Origin of the sequence: Nocardioides sp. NPDC057767 (genome assembly GCF_042798275.1) — a bacterium.
Lineage (GTDB): Bacteria > Actinomycetota > Actinomycetes > Propionibacteriales > Nocardioidaceae > Nocardioides.
Map to the genome: position 1 here is coordinate 1 of NZ_JBHVKJ010000025.1, position 15,297 is coordinate 15,297.

Annotated in this window: 14 protein-coding genes, 1 pseudogene and 1 riboswitch; of the genes and pseudogenes, 13 read left to right on the forward strand and 2 right to left on the reverse strand. The window is 69.5% G+C overall.

The features are described 5' to 3' along the window. Both ACFVDI_RS14360 and ACFVDI_RS14365 read left to right on the forward strand, forming a co-directional pair. A pseudogene (locus ACFVDI_RS14360) lies at window positions 1–264 on the forward strand (hypothetical protein); the annotation flags it as partial. Beyond that, window positions 264–1,316: an MBL fold metallo-hydrolase gene (locus tag ACFVDI_RS14365; RefSeq protein ID WP_378906041.1), complete on the forward strand. Its 1,053-nt coding sequence runs from the start codon at window positions 264–266 to the stop codon at window positions 1,314–1,316. The pseudogene ACFVDI_RS14360 and the gene ACFVDI_RS14365, both read left to right, overlap by 1 nt. On the opposite strand, the gene ACFVDI_RS14370 is transcribed toward ACFVDI_RS14365, so the two are convergent. After that, complete coding sequence (locus ACFVDI_RS14370) at window positions 1,306–1,737, reverse strand: GNAT family N-acetyltransferase (RefSeq protein ID WP_378906043.1); 432 nt, start codon at window positions 1,735–1,737, stop codon at window positions 1,306–1,308. The genes ACFVDI_RS14365 and ACFVDI_RS14370 overlap by 11 nt on opposite strands. 31 nt (window positions 1,738–1,768) lie before the next feature. Beyond that, window positions 1,769–1,877, forward strand: a riboswitch (TPP riboswitch). On the opposite strand from ACFVDI_RS14370, the gene ACFVDI_RS14375 reads away from it, so the two are divergent. From ACFVDI_RS14375 to ACFVDI_RS14405, 7 genes are all read left to right on the forward strand, one after another. Then, window positions 1,874–2,935 (forward strand): thiamine ABC transporter substrate binding subunit, encoded by a 1,062-nt coding sequence (locus ACFVDI_RS14375; RefSeq protein WP_378906045.1) that lies wholly within the window; start codon window positions 1,874–1,876, stop codon window positions 2,933–2,935. (Overlaps the previous riboswitch by 4 nt.) Further along, window positions 2,932–4,575 carry an ABC transporter permease gene (locus tag ACFVDI_RS14380; RefSeq protein WP_378906047.1) on the forward strand — a complete coding sequence of 548 codons (1,644 nt, stop codon included), beginning with the start codon at window positions 2,932–2,934 and terminating at the stop codon, window positions 4,573–4,575. The genes ACFVDI_RS14375 and ACFVDI_RS14380 overlap by 4 nt, the downstream gene beginning before the upstream one ends. Window positions 4,576–4,710: 135 nt before the next feature. Then, the gene (locus ACFVDI_RS14385) at window positions 4,711–5,733 is read left to right on the forward strand and encodes an ABC transporter ATP-binding protein (RefSeq protein WP_378906049.1); all 1,023 of its coding nucleotides are present in this window, start codon (window positions 4,711–4,713) and stop codon (window positions 5,731–5,733) included. Window positions 5,734–5,744: 11 nt separating this feature from the next. Next, window positions 5,745–6,812 (forward strand): phosphatase PAP2 family protein, encoded by a 1,068-nt coding sequence (locus tag ACFVDI_RS14390; RefSeq protein ID WP_378906051.1) that lies wholly within the window; start codon window positions 5,745–5,747, stop codon window positions 6,810–6,812. A 30-nt stretch (window positions 6,813–6,842) separates the two neighbouring features. After that, a complete protein-coding gene (locus tag ACFVDI_RS14395; protein WP_378906053.1) occupies window positions 6,843–8,756 on the forward strand; it encodes an acyl-CoA dehydrogenase in 1,914 nt (637 codons plus the stop codon). A 145-nt stretch (window positions 8,757–8,901) separates the two neighbouring features. After that, window positions 8,902–9,921: a type IV toxin-antitoxin system AbiEi family antitoxin domain-containing protein gene (locus ACFVDI_RS14400; protein WP_378906055.1), complete on the forward strand. Its 1,020-nt coding sequence runs from the start codon at window positions 8,902–8,904 to the stop codon at window positions 9,919–9,921. A 26-nt stretch (window positions 9,922–9,947) separates the two neighbouring features. Next, on the forward strand, window positions 9,948–10,499 hold the full coding sequence (locus ACFVDI_RS14405; RefSeq protein ID WP_378906057.1) for an AAA family ATPase: 552 nt from the start codon (window positions 9,948–9,950) through the stop codon (window positions 10,497–10,499). 89 nt (window positions 10,500–10,588) lie between these two features. Here the strand turns inward: ACFVDI_RS14405 and ACFVDI_RS14410 are convergent, their stop codons facing one another. Then, on the reverse strand, window positions 10,589–11,080 hold the full coding sequence (locus ACFVDI_RS14410; protein ID WP_141796010.1) for an inorganic diphosphatase: 492 nt from the start codon (window positions 11,078–11,080) through the stop codon (window positions 10,589–10,591). Window positions 11,081–11,166: 86 nt separating this feature from the next. Here ACFVDI_RS14410 and dacB point away from each other — a divergent pair, with 86 nt between their 5' ends. From dacB to hpt, 4 genes are all read left to right on the forward strand, one after another. Continuing rightward, complete coding sequence (dacB, locus tag ACFVDI_RS14415; RefSeq protein WP_378906060.1) at window positions 11,167–12,546, forward strand: D-alanyl-D-alanine carboxypeptidase/D-alanyl-D-alanine-endopeptidase; 1,380 nt, start codon at window positions 11,167–11,169, stop codon at window positions 12,544–12,546. A 24-nt stretch (window positions 12,547–12,570) separates the two neighbouring features. After that, on the forward strand, window positions 12,571–13,620 hold the full coding sequence (locus ACFVDI_RS14420; protein ID WP_378906062.1) for a zinc-dependent metalloprotease: 1,050 nt from the start codon (window positions 12,571–12,573) through the stop codon (window positions 13,618–13,620). A gap of 120 nt (window positions 13,621–13,740) precedes the next feature. Continuing rightward, window positions 13,741–14,724: a tRNA lysidine(34) synthetase TilS gene (gene tilS, locus ACFVDI_RS14425; protein WP_378906064.1), complete on the forward strand. Its 984-nt coding sequence runs from the start codon at window positions 13,741–13,743 to the stop codon at window positions 14,722–14,724. Window positions 14,725–14,734: 10 nt separating this feature from the next. Further along, the gene (gene hpt, locus ACFVDI_RS14430) at window positions 14,735–15,286 is read left to right on the forward strand and encodes a hypoxanthine phosphoribosyltransferase (protein WP_378906066.1); all 552 of its coding nucleotides are present in this window, start codon (window positions 14,735–14,737) and stop codon (window positions 15,284–15,286) included. Window positions 15,287–15,297: the final 11 nt, after the last annotated feature.

A 15,297-nucleotide genomic window follows, 5' to 3' on the forward strand; every position in this document is an offset into this window, starting at 1 on the left:
GCCGCGACCTATGTCGCGGGCTGGTTCGCGATCCGCCGGGCGGCCAACGGGTCGGCGGGATTCGCGAAGGTCATGCTGTGGATCGAGCTGGCGGGTGTCATGGTCGTCGGTGTCCTCTCCTTGGCCGAGCCGTCCTGGTTCCCGGATGCATCGGTATGGTCGAAGTTCGGGAGCGGATACGGTTTCGTTCCCGCCCTGCTGCCGATCCTGGGTCTGCTCTGGCTCTGGAAAGGTCGAACCCCAGGGCCGACCGAAGGAGTCTGATGAGTCAGTCGACAGCCACCGCCATCTCGCCTGACTCGGGGGAGCACTGGTCCGCTCCGGGAGCATGGACGGTCGCCGACGGCGTGCACCGGATCCCGCTGCCGCTGCCGATGGACGGGCTCAAAGCGGTGAACATCTACGTCCTCGAGGGCTCTGACGGACTCTCGCTGGTCGACGGCGGATGGGCGATCACCGAGGGGCGCTCCGCGCTGGAGAGCGGGCTGAAGAAGCTCGGTTTCGCGTTCGGCGACATCCGGCGCTTCCTGGTCACCCACGTGCACCGCGACCACTACACGCTGGCCTCGGTGCTGGGTGAGGAGTTCGGCGCCGACGTGCTGCTCGGCGCCGGCGAACGGCCCACCCTCGAGCTCACCAACGGCGACCTCGACGGCTGGATCTCGACCGACCGGCTGCTCGCCCACGCCGGTGCGCACGAGCTGGCCGCGGTGTGGGCCGCCAACCCGCCGCCCTTGCCCGACCTGTCCCACTGGCGGATGCCTTCTCGATGGCTCGAAGGGGACGTACGCCTCTCCGTCGCCGGCCGCGACGTCGATGCCGTGCACACCCCTGGTCACACCCAGGGTCACTACGTCTACGCGGACCTGGCCGGCTCCGTCCTGTTCGCCGGTGACCACGTGCTGCCCACGATCACCCCGTCGATCGGCTTCGAGCCGGTGCCCGTCATCGACCCGCTGGGCGACTTCATGGCCTCGCTGACCAAGGTCCGCTCCATGCCCGATCTGCAGCTTCTGCCCGCCCACGGCCCCGTCGCGACCTCGTCGCACGCGCGCGTCGACGAGCTCCTGGCCCATCACGAGTCGCGGCTCGCCCAGTCGCTTGACTCGCTGCGGGCCGGCCGGCGCTCCGCGCTGGAGGTGGCCAACGACCTCGGCTGGACCCGGCACGAGCGTGCCTTCGCCGAGCTCGACTACTTCAACGCCGGCCTCGCGGTCATGGAGACCAAGGCCCATCTCGAGCTGCTGGCGGCGCGGGGTCAGGCCACGCGTGAGGAGACCGAGGCGAGCGTGCTCTTCGCTCCCGTCATCGCCTGAGCCGCATCGGCGTGTGCGGGATGCCGTCCTCGAGGAACTCCTCGCCGTCCTTCACGAACCCGAACTTCGCGTACCAGCCGGCCAGCGGCGACTGGGCGTCGAGGACGATGTCGCGGTCGGTGACGGCCTCGACGGCAGCCTTCATGATCACGTCCGCCAGGCCCTGGCCGCGGTGGGTGGGGGCGAGGACGACGCGGCCGATCCGCCACACGTCGCCGTCGTCGAGGATGCGGGCGGTGCCGGCGAGCTGGTCGCCGTCGGTCAGCACCACGTGACGCGTCCCGGGCTCGAGGTCACGGCCGTCCAGGTCGAGGTAGGGGCAGTCCTGCTCGACGACGAAGACCTCCTGGCGCAGCTGCCACAGGGCGTACGCGGTCTTGGGGGTGAGGTCGTCGAAGGACGAGATGGAGACGTCGGTCATGGGTGGATTCTCGCAAGCAAGTAGTGTTGCCCGAAACAGACAGGGGAGGCCGGAAGGCCTGAGAGTGCGGCGAACAGCGCCGCAGACCCTCCGAACCTGCTCCGGTTGACACCGGCGAAGGGAGTCAGAAATGCGCATGCGTACGCCTGCCATCGCTGCCACAGCTATCTCGGCGTTGCTGCTGTCCGCCTGCGGCGGCACGCCGGCGGAGCCGGAGGCCGAGAAGTCGAAGGGGGCCGGCGACAAGACGGTCGTGCTGCTGACCCACGACAGCTTCACGCTGCCGAAGGAGGTGCTGGCCGAGTTCACCGAGACGACCGGCTACACCGCCGAGATCCGGCACGCGGGCGACGGCGGCGAGCTGACCACCAAGATCGCCCTGGACACCGGCAACCCCGACGGTGACGCGGTCTTCGGCGTCGACAACACCTTCGCCAGCCGGGCGATCGACCAGGGCGCGCTGGAGGCCTACACGCCGGAGACGGTCCCCGCCGGGGTCGACGAGTTCAACCTTCCGGGCGACGAGGAGCACTTCCTCACCCCGGTCGACAACGGCAGCGTGTGCGTCAACATCGACACCGAGTGGTTCGCCGCGAAGAAGCTGACGCCGCCGAAGTCGCTCGACGACCTGGCTGAGCCTGCGTACCAGGACCTGCTCGTGACTCCTGGCGCGGCGACGTCGACGCCTGGACTGGCGTTCCTGCTGGCCACCGTCGCCGAGTACGGCGAGGACGGCTGGGCCGACTACTGGGGCAAGCTGATGGACAACGGCGCCAAGGTCGTCGACGGCTGGGACCAGGCCTACTACTCCGACTTCACCAAGGGCGGCGGCAAGGGAACGCGTCCGATCGTCGTCTCCTACGACTCCTCGCCGGCCTTCACCGTCAAGGACGGGAAGACGACGACCGCCGCGCTGCTCGACACCTGCTTCCGTCAGGTCGAGTACGCCGGTGTGCTGAAGGGTGCCGATAACCCCGAGGGCGCCCAAGCGCTGATCGACTTCATGCTCTCCGACAGCGTGCAGGGGGCACTGCCGGAGAGCATGTACGTCTTCCCCGTCTCCTCGAGCGTCGAGCTGCCCGCCGACTGGGCGAAGTTCGCCCAGCAGCCGACCTCGCCGCTCTCCGTCGAGCCCGAGGAGATCGAGGAGAACCGGGAAGCGTGGCTGGCGACCTGGAGTGACACGATCGCGCAGTGAGCTCCACCCGTCGCGTAGGGACACTCGTCGCGCTCGCCGCCCTTCCGGTGACCGTGCTGGCGGTCTTCTTCGTCCTGCCGGTCACCGGGATGGTGCAGCGCGGCCTGTTCTTCGGTGGCTCCTTCGACCTGTCCGTGGTGTCCCGGGTCGTGGGGCGCCCGGAGATCCAGCGGGCGCTCTGGTTCACGCTGTGGTCCTCCGGGCTGGCGACGGTGCTGAGCGTGGCCTTGGGGCTGCCGGCGGCATTCGCGCTGCATCGACTGGCGTTTCCGCTGCAGCGTGTGATCCGGGCCGGGCTGCTGGTGCCGTTCGTACTCCCCACCGTCGTCGTCGGGGTCGCTTTCCGAGAGCTCATCGGCGAGGCCGGACTGTTGGCTGGCCTGGGGCTCGACGGGACGCCGACCGCGATCATCCTCGGGCTGGTCTTCTTCAACGCCTCGGTGGTGATCCGCGCGGTCGGGGCGGCCTGGGAGTCGCTCGACCCGCGACCCGGTGAGGCCGCTGCCGCTCTCGGGGCGTCGCCTTCGCGGGTCCTGTGGACGATCACCCTGCCCGCCCTGCGTCCCGCGATCGTCTCGGCGGCGTCGGTCGTCTTCCTCTTCTGCGCGACCGCGTTCGGGATCGTGCTCACCCTCGGCGGGGTGCGCTACAACAGCATCGAGACCGAGATCTACAAGCTCACCTTCACCCTGTTCGACCTGCCCGGCGCCGCGGTGCTGTCGGTGCTCCAGCTGGTGGTCGTCGTCGGTCTCCTGATCGTGGCCGGTCGGCTGCGTTCGGTGCCCGATCCCGCGCAGTCCCGGGTCGTCGTACGCCGCCGGCGGGTCTCGCCGCGGGACCTCCCGGCCCTGCTCTCGACGTCGGTGCTGGTCCTGCTGGTGGCCGGGCCGCTGCTGGCGCTGCTGCTCGGGTCGCTGCGGGTCGAGGACCGGTGGAGCCTCGGGAACTACGTCGCCCTGCAGACCCCCGGGTTCGACCCGCCGCTGCCGGTGCCGGTCACCACGGCGCTGATGACGTCGCTGGCCGTCGCGGTGCAGGCCTCGCTGGTCGCGCTGGTGCTCGGGCTGCTGGTCGCGTTCGCGGTCACCCGGCGGTCGCGGACGGTCGCCGAGCGTCGTGTGCGCGCGGTGCTCGACGGGCTGTTCATGGTGCCGCTCGGGGTCAGCGCCGTCACGCTCGGGCTCGGGCTCTATCTGACGCTCGGGTCGGGCGTCCTCGACTTCCGTGACGAGCCGTGGCTGGTACCGCTGGCCCAGGCTCTGGTCGCGTTGCCCCTGGTGGTGAGGACGTTGGTGCCGGTCCTGGGATCGGTCGACGACCGGCTCCGCCAGGCCGCCGCCGGGCTCGGGGCCGGGCCGCTGCGTGCGGTCATGACCGTCGACGTACCCGCCGTCTGGAAGCCCCTCCTCGCCTCCTCCGGCTTCGCCTTCGCGGCCTCGCTCGGGGAGTTCGGCGCGACGTCCTTCCTCGTCCGCGAGGAACGCCCCACCCTCCCCGTCGTCATCCTCCGCCTGCTGTCCCGCCCGGGCTCCGACAACTACGGCATGGCCCTCGCCGCCGCTTGCGTACTCGCCGCCACCACCGCCCTCGTGATGCTCCTCGTCGAGCGTCTCCGCGTCCCTTCGATCGGAGCACTGTGAATCCACGCCGAGAAGTCACCCGCGCCGGCCGAGGCGTCACCCCCGTCGGCCGAGAGGTCACCCGCGTGCCGGCTCGAACGACGTACGTGACGCCTCGGCCGACCGGGCCGACCTCTCGGCAGGATCGAGGTTGCGATGCTGTCGCTGCGTGAGGTGTCGGTGGCGTACGACGGGAAGACCGCCGTCGAGGACGTCAGCCTGGAGCTGGCGGACGGAGAGGTGCTGGCGCTGCTCGGGCCGTCGGGCTCGGGGAAGTCGACGCTGCTGCGGGCCGTGGCCGGGCTGGAGCCGGCGACGGGGGAGATCGGCTGGGACGGGCGATCGGTGCGCGGGGTGCCGACGCACAAACGCGGGTTCGCGCTGATGTTCCAGGACGGGCAGCTGTTCCCGCACCTCAGCGTCGCGGGCAACGTCGCCTACTCGATGCGGCTGCGGCGTATCCCCGGCGCCGACCGGGAGAAGCGGGTCGCCGACCTGCTGGAGCTCGTCGGCCTGGGTGGCTACCAGGATCGCCTTCCGGGCACGCTGAGCGGTGGCGAGCGGCAGCGGGTCGCGCTGGCGCGCGCGCTGGCGGTCGAGCCGAGGCTGCTGCTTCTCGACGAGCCGCTCTCCGCGCTCGACGCGGGGCTGCGGGAGCGTCTGGCCGGCGATCTGCGGCGGATTCTGCACGAGGCCGGCACGACAGCGCTCATGGTCACCCACGATCAGGAGGAGGCGTTCGCGGTCGCCGACCGGATCGCGCTCCTGCGCGACGGTCGCCTCGTGCAGGAGGGGACCCTCCGCGACGTCTGGGCGCGGCCGACCGACACCTGGGCGGCGCTGTTCCTCGGCTATGCCCGTGTGCTCGAGGGCAGTGCGGCGCGGACCGTTCTGAAGGCCGCCGGACTGAGCCCGGCCGGAGCGGTGGCGCTCCGCCGCTCGGCTTTCGTCGCCGACCCGGCGGGACCGCTCACCGGCACCGTCGTCTCGGCCAGGGCCACGCCGGAACAGCACCGGCTCGTCGTACGTCTCGACGACATCGGCGAGGTCGACGCGGTCGCCGACTCGGCGCCGGCGCCGGCGCCGGGCGAGTCGGTCAGGCTGCGGGTGGAGCCGAACCGGCTGGCCGTTCCAGAATCTGTTGTCCCCGAATCGGCAGAGCAGCCACCCGCCATTTAAACTTAACGGCTATGTATCGACGCGCTCAGATCTTCCTCGTCAGTAGCGCGCTGATCTTCGGCCTGATCGCAGTCGTTACCGCGCAGATCGTCGACAAGCGCATGCTCGACCCGGAGGGCTTCCTCGGACCGTCCTGGCTCCGGTTGCCCCTCCTCGTCGGAGCCGCCCTGCTCGTCGACCTCGTGCCACGCACGCTGTGGTTGGCGAAGTTCAAGTGGAAGGACATGGGGCCGATCTTCAAGGAGCGGGTCCGCACCCACTGGACCCGTGAGCGGCTGACGCTCGTGGCGATGGGCATCGTCTGCTTCTACCTGGTCTACGTCTGCTACCGGAACCTCAAGTCCTTCCTGCCGTTCGTCGTGCCGGAGACCTACGAGTTCGACCACGAGCTGCACCTGATCGACAAGGCGGTGCTCTTCGGCTCCGACCCGGCGATCCTGCTCCACGACCTGCTCGGCACCGGCTGGGTGGCGTGGTTCCTCTCCTACATCTACATGTGGTTCCTGCCGCTGGTGCCGTTCGCGGTCGCCGCATGGCTGGTCTGGTCGCGCAACCTGGCCTACGGCTACTGGTTCGTCGCCTCGCAGTGCATCGCCTGGATCCTCGGCACGGTGTCCTACTACTGCCTGCCGACGGTCGGCCCGGGCCTGCAGTACCCCTATCTCTACGCCGATCTGCCGGACACGCCCGCCAGCAGCCTGATGGAGTCGCTGGTCTTCACCCGGCAGCACGTCCTCTTCGACGTCGACGCCAACGTGGTGCAGTCGGTCGGTGGCTTCGCCTCGCTGCACACCGGCATCACCCTGCTGGTGGCGCTGATGATCCACGCCACGATCAAGAACAAGATCGCCCGCTGGGCCGGCTGGATCAACTTCGGGATCACCGTCGTCGCGACCGTCTACTTCGGCTGGCACTATCTCGCCGACGACGTCGCGGGCGCGATGATCGCGCTCGTCGCCTACTACTTCGGCGGGCTGGCGGCCGGCCAGAAGTTCCAGCGCAAGGGCGTGCGTCGGCTCGTCGCCGAGTCCGACGCGATCGCCGGACGCGAGGCGAAGGTCGCCCACGAGCTGACCTGATCCTGACCCCGCCCGGCATAGGGTGGCGACGTGAACGCCATCGATGCCGCCGCACTGACTTCACTTCTCGACGGGCGCTATGCCGGGGTACGCCAGGACGTACGCCGGGCGCTCGCCGACCGCGCCGACTTCCTCGACGAGGTCGAGGAGCTGCCCCGGGCGGAGTACCGCGAGCGGGTCCGGGAGGTGCTCCTCGACGTCTCCGCGACCGGCCTGACCGGGCTCGGGTTCCCGAAGGAGTACGGCGGCGGCGGTGACGTCGGTGCCTCCATCGCCGCCTTCGAGGAGATGGCCGGCGGGGACCTGTCGCTGCTGGTGAAGTCGGGCGTGCAGTTCGGGCTCTTCGGCGGCGCCATCCTGCAGCTCGGCACCGCGCGGCACCACGACCGCTACCTCGCCGACATCGTCTCCGGGCGCCTGCTCGGCTGCTTCGCGATGACCGAGCACGGCCACGGCTCCAACGTGGCCGCCGTGGCGACCGTGGCCACCTACGACCCGGCCACCCAGGAGTTCGTCATCGAGACGACCCGGGAGGATGCGTACAAGGACTACATCGGCAACGCCGCGTGTCACGGCGAGCTCGCGGTCGTCTTCGCGCAGCTAGTCGTCGGCGGCGAGGAGCGTGGGGTGCATGCCTTCGTCGTGCCGATCCGGGTCTCCGGCGAACCGGCTCCCGGGGTGAGGATCGCGGACGACGGGCCCAAGATGGGGCTCAACGGCGTCGACAACGGACGGCTGTGGTTCTCGGGCGTGCGGGTGCCGCGTACGTCCTTGCTGAACCGTTTCGCCGACGTCACCGCCTCTGGCGAGTATGTCTCGGAGATCGAGTCGGCCGGTCGGCGCTTCTTCACCATGCTCGGCACGCTCGTGCAGGGCCGGGTCTCGGTCGGGGGAGCGGCGATCCGCGCCTCGGAGGTCGCGCTGACGATCGCGGTCCGCTACGCGCTGCGGCGGCGGCAGTTCGAGGCTTCTGCTGAGGCCGAGGAGTCGCTGCTCATGGACTACGGCCAGCACCAGCGCCGGCTGCTGCCGCTGGTCGCGCGGACCTATGCGCTGCGCTTCGCGCAGGAGGTCGTACGCGACGACCTGCACGACGTCTTCTCCGGTGTCGCCACCTCCGAACACGCCCGCCGAGAGCTCGAGTCGCGAGCCGCCGGCACCAAGGCACTGGCGACCTGGCACGCCACCCGGGCCATCCAGGAGTGCCGCGAGGCGTGCGGTGGCGCGGGCTACCTGGCCGCCAACCGGTTCGCGGCCCTGAAGGCCGACACGGACGTCTTCACGACGTTCGAGGGCGACAACACCGTGCTGCTGCAGCTGGTCGCAAAGGGGCTGCTCACCGGCTACTCCAGCGAGTTCGAGGAGATGGACCAGCTCGACCTGGTCCGCTTCGTGGCCGGCCTCGCCGTCGAGACGGTCCTGGAGCGGACCGCCGTGCACAAGCTGCTCGAACGTGTCCGCGACGTCGTCCCGATCGCGGGCGAGCGCGAGCCGGACATCCTCGACGCCGATTACCACCTGGCCATGCTGCGCTTCCGCGAGGAGCACATGCTCGCCGGCGTCGCCCGGCGCCTGCAGTCCGGGGTCAAGGCCGGCGGAGAGCCGGGTGCGGTGTTCTCGACCGTGCAGGACCACGTCATCGGTGTCGCCCATGCGCACGTCGAGCGGCTCATCCACGAGGCGTTCCGGGAGAAGGTCCGCGGGCTGCCCTCCGGGGCGGTGCGCGACGTGCTCGACGTCGTCTGCGACCTCAGCGCACTCTCGGTCATCGAGGCCGACCGTGCGTGGTTCATGGAGCACGGCCGGCTCTCCTCCGAGCGTTCCAAGGCCATCACCGCCGAGATCAACCGACTCTGCCGCGAGCTCCGCCCGCATGCGCGGCTGCTCGTCGACGGTTTCGGGGTGCCCGAGGAGCTGCTGCGGGCGGAGGATCTGATCGGCTGAGGGCGGGGCGGATGCTCACCGAGGTAACTCGGTCGGGTGCCACTGGCTTCGTGGAGTTCCGTGAAGGCAGTGAGGGCTCGCCGAGTTACCTCGGTGAGCATCCGCCCGCACCCCGCGCGGAACCCGGGCCGCTGACTCTCCACAGGTGGCGTTCGGTTCCGAGTTATCCACAGGCCACCCGATTCGGGTCGGAAATGTCGGCGCAGGGACGAAGCCTGGACGCATGGACCCATTACGAATCATCACCGCCGGCGAAGGCTTCTTCACCCGCCGCGAAGCGAAGAACGCAGGCTACGCAGACCGCGAGATCACCGCGGTCGTCCGTCAGGGGGCATGGCACCGGATCAGACGCGGGGCCTATGTCTTCGCCGACGAATGGGCAGCACTCGACGCGGTCGGACGACACCGCGTGCGTGCCCGGGCCGTGCAGCGTTCGCTGGGCGGCAAGATCGCTTTGAGCCATGTGTCCGGCATGGTCGCGCACGGGATCGATCTGTGGGGTGTGGATCTCGCCAAGGTGCATGTGACCAGGCTCGATGGTGCCGGACGTCCGCTCGAGGGAGACGTCGTCCATCACCTGGGCGCAGTGGGGGAGGACGAGGTCGAGACACGCGACGGGCTGCGTACGCTGCCTGCGGTGCGATGTGCGCTCGAGACGAGCCTTCAGGCCGACGACGAGGTCACTCAGTGCCTTCTCGATGCGGGCCTCCGAGCGACGGCGTTCACGAAGGCGGAGCTGATCGCCGAATACGAGCGGATGAACCAGTGGCCCTTCAGCCATCCGCTCGGAGCCGCCGTCGCACACGCGGATCCGCTGTCGGGATCGATCGGGGAGTCGCGGTGTCTGTGGCTGTTCCGTGTCGGAGGCCTGCCGCGGCCGGAGCTTCAGGTGCCGGTCTATCGCGCCGACGGTTCACTGGTCGGCATCGTCGACTTCGCTTGGCCGCAATTCCGGTTGTTCGGTGAGTTCGACGGCCGGGTGAAGTACGGAAAGCTGCTCAGGCCTGGTCAGGCGCCCAGTGATGCTGTGTTCGAGGAGAAACGGCGTGAGGACGAGATCCGAGAGATCACCGACTACGGCTTCGTGCGCGTCATCTGGGATGACCTGGACAGCCCACGCCGGACGCTGGGTCGGTTCGAGTCCCGGATGCGGATCGCCAGCTGAACCCCGGCGAGTGGTTGACTGGCCACGTGGCCAGGCTGATCCTCATCAACGGAATGCCCGGGGTAGGAAAATCGACGCTCGCCAGGCGCTTCGCAGCCGACCACCCCGGCACGCTGGTGTGTGACATCGACCTGCTGCGTACGTTCATCGGCGGGTGGAGAGACGACTTCCTCGGCGCCGGTGCCCGGATCCGGCCGGCGGCCCTGGGACTGATCCGCGGTTACCTCGGTGAGTCCGGCGACGTGGTGCTCCCACAGCTGTTCGCCAGAGTCAGCGAGCTCCGACGCTTCGAGCAGGCGGCACATGACGCCGGTGCCGAGTTCGTGGAGGTCATGCTCGAAGCCGTCGAGAACGACGCCCTGCGTCGATTCCACGCACGCGATGACGGCAGCGATCCCTGGCACCCGATCGTGCGAGAGATCGTGGCGGAGTCAGGTGGAGACGAGCACCTCAGAGCGTACGCCGCCAAGCTCGCCGACCTGGTGGCCCAGCGCCCCGCGACGAAGGTCGTCCTCAGCGTCGCGGGCGAACTGGAGGCGACGTACGACTCTTTGCGCGCCGCGCTCGACGAATGCTGACCGAGTTACCTCGGTGAACATCCACGCCCGACGACCGAGTCACCCCTCGACAAGCTCAGGGCATCGCCTCGGTCAGCAGGCGACAGGACTCAGTGAGCGGTGTTCTTGAACCGGTCGATCGAGGCGGCGATCTCCGACTCCGCGGCGGCCTTGCCGACCCAGTCGGAGCCCTTGACGGTCTTGCCGGGCTCGAGGTCCTTGTAGTGCTCGAAGAAGTGCTTGATCTCGTTGAGCGTCCACTCGTCGACGTCCGCGAGGTCCTGGATGTGGTCGAAGCGGGGGTCGCAGGGGACGCAGAGGACCTTCTCGTCCTGGCCCTTCTCGTCCTCCATGACGTACATAGCGACGGGGCGGGCCTGGACCAGCACGCCCGGGAAGAGCGGGTAGGGGGTCAGGACCAGCGCGTCGAGCGGGTCACCGTCCCCACCGAGGGTGTCTTCGATGTAGCCGTAGTCTGCGGGGTACATCATGGAGGTGAACAGAACGCGGTCGAGACGAAGCCGATTCGACTCGTGGTCCACCTCGTACTTGTTGCGGGATCCCTTGGGGACCTCGATCAGTACGTCGAACTCCTGCGTCACTTCTCTGCCTCCAGACAAACCCAAAAACGGAATGCCGGACAGTCTGACACCGATCGGCGTCAGACCCGGCATCGAGGAGGATATCCGTGGAGCCTGACACCCCGCCGAAGTGGCCGTCAGAGGAGACGGACGAGGCCCGCGGGAAGCTCGCGATCGTGGTGCCGCTGGTGCTCGCACTCCTGGTGGGAGCTGCGGCGGCGGCGTACGCCCTGGGGTGGGTGCGCTATGCCCAGGGCAACGTCGCGCCGACCCCGCCGCCGGCACCGCTGAGCATCGCCACGGTCAGCCCGGCGGCGGTCGCGGGCCAGCAGACGAAGACTCCCGGAAAGCCTGATCAGGCCGCGCTGGAGCGGGTGATGCGCGAGATGGTCGGCGACAAGCGCCTCGGCCGGCATCTCAAGGCGGCGATCGCGCCGCTCGAGGGCGCCCCGCTGGTCACCCATGGCACCGGGGCCGCCACTCCGGCCAGTGTCACGAAGGTGCTGACCAGCGTGGCGGTGCTGGAGGCGTACGGTCCCGAGCGTCGCTTCGAGACCAGCACCACCCTCCAGGGGAGCACGGTGACGCTCGTCGGAGGAGGTGACGCATCTCTCACCAGCAACGACCTCGATGCGCTCGCCGTCGAGACGGCCCGTGAGCTCGGCACCACCAAGACGGTGAGCCTCGCCTACGACGACAGCCTCTTCACCGGTCCGGTGCTGAGCCCGACCTGGCGACGCACCTACCTGGGGGAAGAGGTCGGCGGGATCACCGCGCTGCTGGTCGACCACGGTGGGTCCCAGGCGACGGGCTACAGCCGCGATCCCTCCCTGCAGGCCGCCGAGCAGTTCAAGAAGGCCCTGGTCAAGCACGGGATCAAGGTCGACGGCAAGCCCGTGCGCGGGACCAAGGCAGGTGCCCAGCTCGCGGTACGCCAGGGCGACACGCTCCGCGAGATCGTCGAGTACACGCTGCAGCACAGCGACAACCAGCTCGCCGAGGTGCTCGCCCGCCACGTCGGGCTCGCGGCGGGGGAGCCGACCTTCGACGGCTCCACCGCGGCGATCACCGCCACGCTCAAGGACCTCGGCGTGGACACCACGGGACTGGTCCTCCGTGACGGTTCCGGCCTCTCCCGGCAGAACCGGATCCCGCCGACGCTGCTGGTGAGCACGCTCCAGACCGCGGCCAGCGCCAAGCGCCCCGAGCTCGCGCCGGCGACGACCGGCCTGCCTGTCGCCGGCTGGGTCGGGTCGCTGTCGCGCCGGTTCAACTTCGACGCCGAGCCGGGTCGCGGCCGCGTGCGGGCGAAGACCGGCACCCTCACCGGAGTGTCCGGGCTCTCCGGAATCGTGGTCGACGCCCGCGGCACGCCGTTCGTCGTCGTACTCATGGCCGACGGGTTCAAGCCCGAGCAGACCCTGGACGTACGCGACGCCCTCGACGATGCGATGGCGTCGGTCGCGACGTGTCGATGCTCGGCATAGGTCCGGTCGGCTACGGTCGTAGGCATGACCCATCGAGCTGAGGAGCCCAGGCCGACCGGAGCGACGATGGTCGACTGGGACCTGGCCGTGCGCCTCGGCGCGAAGGTCGCCGGGGACGGCCCGATCGTCTCGCGCGACGAGGCCCGGCAGGCCGTCGAGGAGCTGCGTGCCGATGCCGCGAAGGCGACCGAGTTCGTGCGTGACTTCACCGGCCTGGACGCGCCCCGCGACACCGCGCCGGTCCTCGTCGTCGACCGCAGGGGCTGGATCCAGGCCAACGCCGACACCTTCGCCCACGTGATCTCGCCGGTGGTCGACCGGATCACCGCGAAGCGGGCTCCGGGCGCCCTCTCCCTGGCGGTCGGCTCCAAGGTCAGTGCCGCCGAGGTGGGTGGTCTGCTCGGCTTCATGTCCTCGAAGATCCTCGGCCAGTTCGACCCGTTCTTCGGCCCCTCGGGCCGGTTGCTGCTGGTCGCGCCCAACGCCGTCCACGTCGAGCGCGAGCTCGGCCTCGACCCGACCGACTTCCGGCTGTGGGTCTGCCTCCACGAGGAGACCCACCGGGTCCAGTTCACGGCGAGCCCGTGGATGCGCGACCACCTCTTCGCCCAGATCGAGGGTCTCTCCGAGGCGATGGACCCTGCGTCGATCTTCGATGGCGGCCTGCAGCGTGTCACCGAGGCGCTGAAGGGCAACGGCAGCATCGTGGATGCCTTCGCCAAGCCCGAGCAGAAGGAGATCATCGACCGGGTCACCGGGATGATGTCGCTGCTCGAGGGCCACGCCGACGTGGTCATGGACGACGTCGGCCCCGGCGTGATCCCGAGCGTCACCGCGATCCGCAAGGCGTTCAACAAGCGCCGCCAGGGCATCGGCATGCTCGACCGCCTGCTGCGCCGCCTCCTCGGACTGGAGGCCAAGATGGCGCAGTACCGCGACGGCGCGAAGTTCGTACGTCACGTCGTCGACCGCGTCGGCATGGACGAGTTCAACGCCGTCTTCGCCGGCCCCGAGAACCTCCCGTCGAAGGCCGAGATCGTCGAGCCGGACGCCTGGGTCGCGCGGGTCTTGTGACTCGCCGGTTGGTTCGTCGAGGTATGCAGACGAGGTGTCACTTCCCGTGCGGAGTTCCACGAGGGAAGTGACTGTTCGTCTGCATACCTCGACGAGCATTCGCCTCGCTAGGGTGACGTGGTGAGCCTCCACCCCTCGATCGCAGCCGTACGCCGCCCCGTCCGCGCCACGCTCGAGCAGCTGGAGCCGGGCGACAAGGTGATCGTGGCCTGCTCCGGAGGAGCGGACTCGCTGGCGCTGGCCTCCGCGGCGGTGTTCGAGGGCCACAAGCTCGGGCTGCACATCATCGGCGCGACCGTCGACCACGGGATGCAGGAAGGCAGCGACGCCCAGGCGAGCAAGGTCATCGCCCAGCTCGCCGAGATGGGCGTCGACGAGACCGTCACCGCGACCGTCGAGGTCAGGGCCGACGGTGAGGGGCCCGAGGCAGCGGCCCGACAGGCCCGTTACGCGGTCCTGGACCAGCTGGCCGAAAGCCTCGGCGCGAGCGTGGTTCTGCTCGGCCACACCCGCGACGACCAGGCCGAGACCGTGCTGCTGGGCCTGACCAGAGGCTCGGGCGCCCGGAGCCTCTCCGGGATGCGCGCCGCCTTCGACCGCTATCGACGCCCGCTCCTCGGCACCACCAGGACCGACACCGAGACCGCCTGCCAGATCGAGGGCCTCGACGTCTGGCAGGACCCCCACAACCGCGACTTCGCCTACACCCGCGCGCGCATCCGCCACCGGGTCCTGCCCACGCTCGAGGAGGACCTCGGCCCGGGGGTCACCGAGGCGCTGGCCCGCACGGCCGAGCAGCTCCGCGAGGACGCCGACTTCATCGACGACATCGCCGAGGCGATGCACCGCGAGCTCGGCGGAACCCTCACGGTCGAGACCCTTGCCCAGTACCCCGCCGCCGTCCGCACCCGGGTCCTCCGGATCGCCGCCCTCGCGGCCGGCAGCCCGCCCGCGGAGCTCACCCGCGAGCACGTCAAGGCCGTCGACGAGCTGGTCACCGGCTGGCGCGGGCAGCGCTGGATCGACCTGCCGGGACACCTGCGGGCGCGGCGTACGAACGCGACGATCGTCTTCGAATCAGGCCCTTTCCCGACGAGCATTTAGAGTGGCGCCCATGGACACCGAGTACGTCGGCGACGACCTCGTGAAGACCCTGTTCACCCACGACGAGATCCAGGCGAAGGTCGAAGAGCTGGCCCGCCGGATCGAGAAGGACTACGAGGGCGAGGAGCTCCTGATCGTCGGCGTCCTGCGTGGCGCGGTGATGATCATGGCCGACCTCGCGCGCGCCCTGAACCGCCACGTCGAGATGGACTGGATGGCGGTGTCCTCCTACGGCTCCGGCACCAAGTCTTCCGGTGTGGTGCGGATCCTGAAGGACCTCGACACCGACGTCACCGGCAAGCACGTGCTCATCGTCGATGAGATCATCGACTCCGGCCTGACGCTGACCTGGCTGACTTCCAACCTCAACAGCCGCGGCCCGGCGAGCCTCGAGATCGTCACGCTGCTCCGCAAGCCCGAGGCGGTCAGCATGCCGGTCGAGGTGAAGTACGTCGGCTGGGACATCCCCGACGAGTTCGTGGTCGGCTACGGCCTGGATTTCAACGAGAAGTACCGCAACCTCCGCGACATCTCGACCCTCGCCCCGCACATCTACAGTTGAAGCGCAGCCCG

What these genes read in the sequence shown, in the direction of transcription:
- ACFVDI_RS14365 (WP_378906041.1), top strand. Translation starts at nt 264, where the DNA reads ATGAGTCAGTCGACAGCCACCGCCATCTCGCCTGACTCGGGGGAGCAC.
- ACFVDI_RS14370 (WP_378906043.1), bottom strand. Translation starts at nt 1,737, where the DNA reads ATGACCGACGTCTCCATCTCGTCCTTCGACGACCTCACCCCCAAGACC.
- ACFVDI_RS14375 (WP_378906045.1), top strand. Translation starts at nt 1,874, where the DNA reads ATGCGTACGCCTGCCATCGCTGCCACAGCTATCTCGGCGTTGCTGCTG.
- ACFVDI_RS14385 (WP_378906049.1), top strand. Translation starts at nt 4,711, where the DNA reads ATGCTGTCGCTGCGTGAGGTGTCGGTGGCGTACGACGGGAAGACCGCC.
- ACFVDI_RS14390 (WP_378906051.1), top strand. Translation starts at nt 5,745, where the DNA reads ATGTATCGACGCGCTCAGATCTTCCTCGTCAGTAGCGCGCTGATCTTC.
- ACFVDI_RS14420 (WP_378906062.1), top strand. Translation starts at nt 12,571, where the DNA reads ATGACCCATCGAGCTGAGGAGCCCAGGCCGACCGGAGCGACGATGGTC.
- hpt (WP_378906066.1), top strand. Translation starts at nt 14,735, where the DNA reads ATGGACACCGAGTACGTCGGCGACGACCTCGTGAAGACCCTGTTCACC.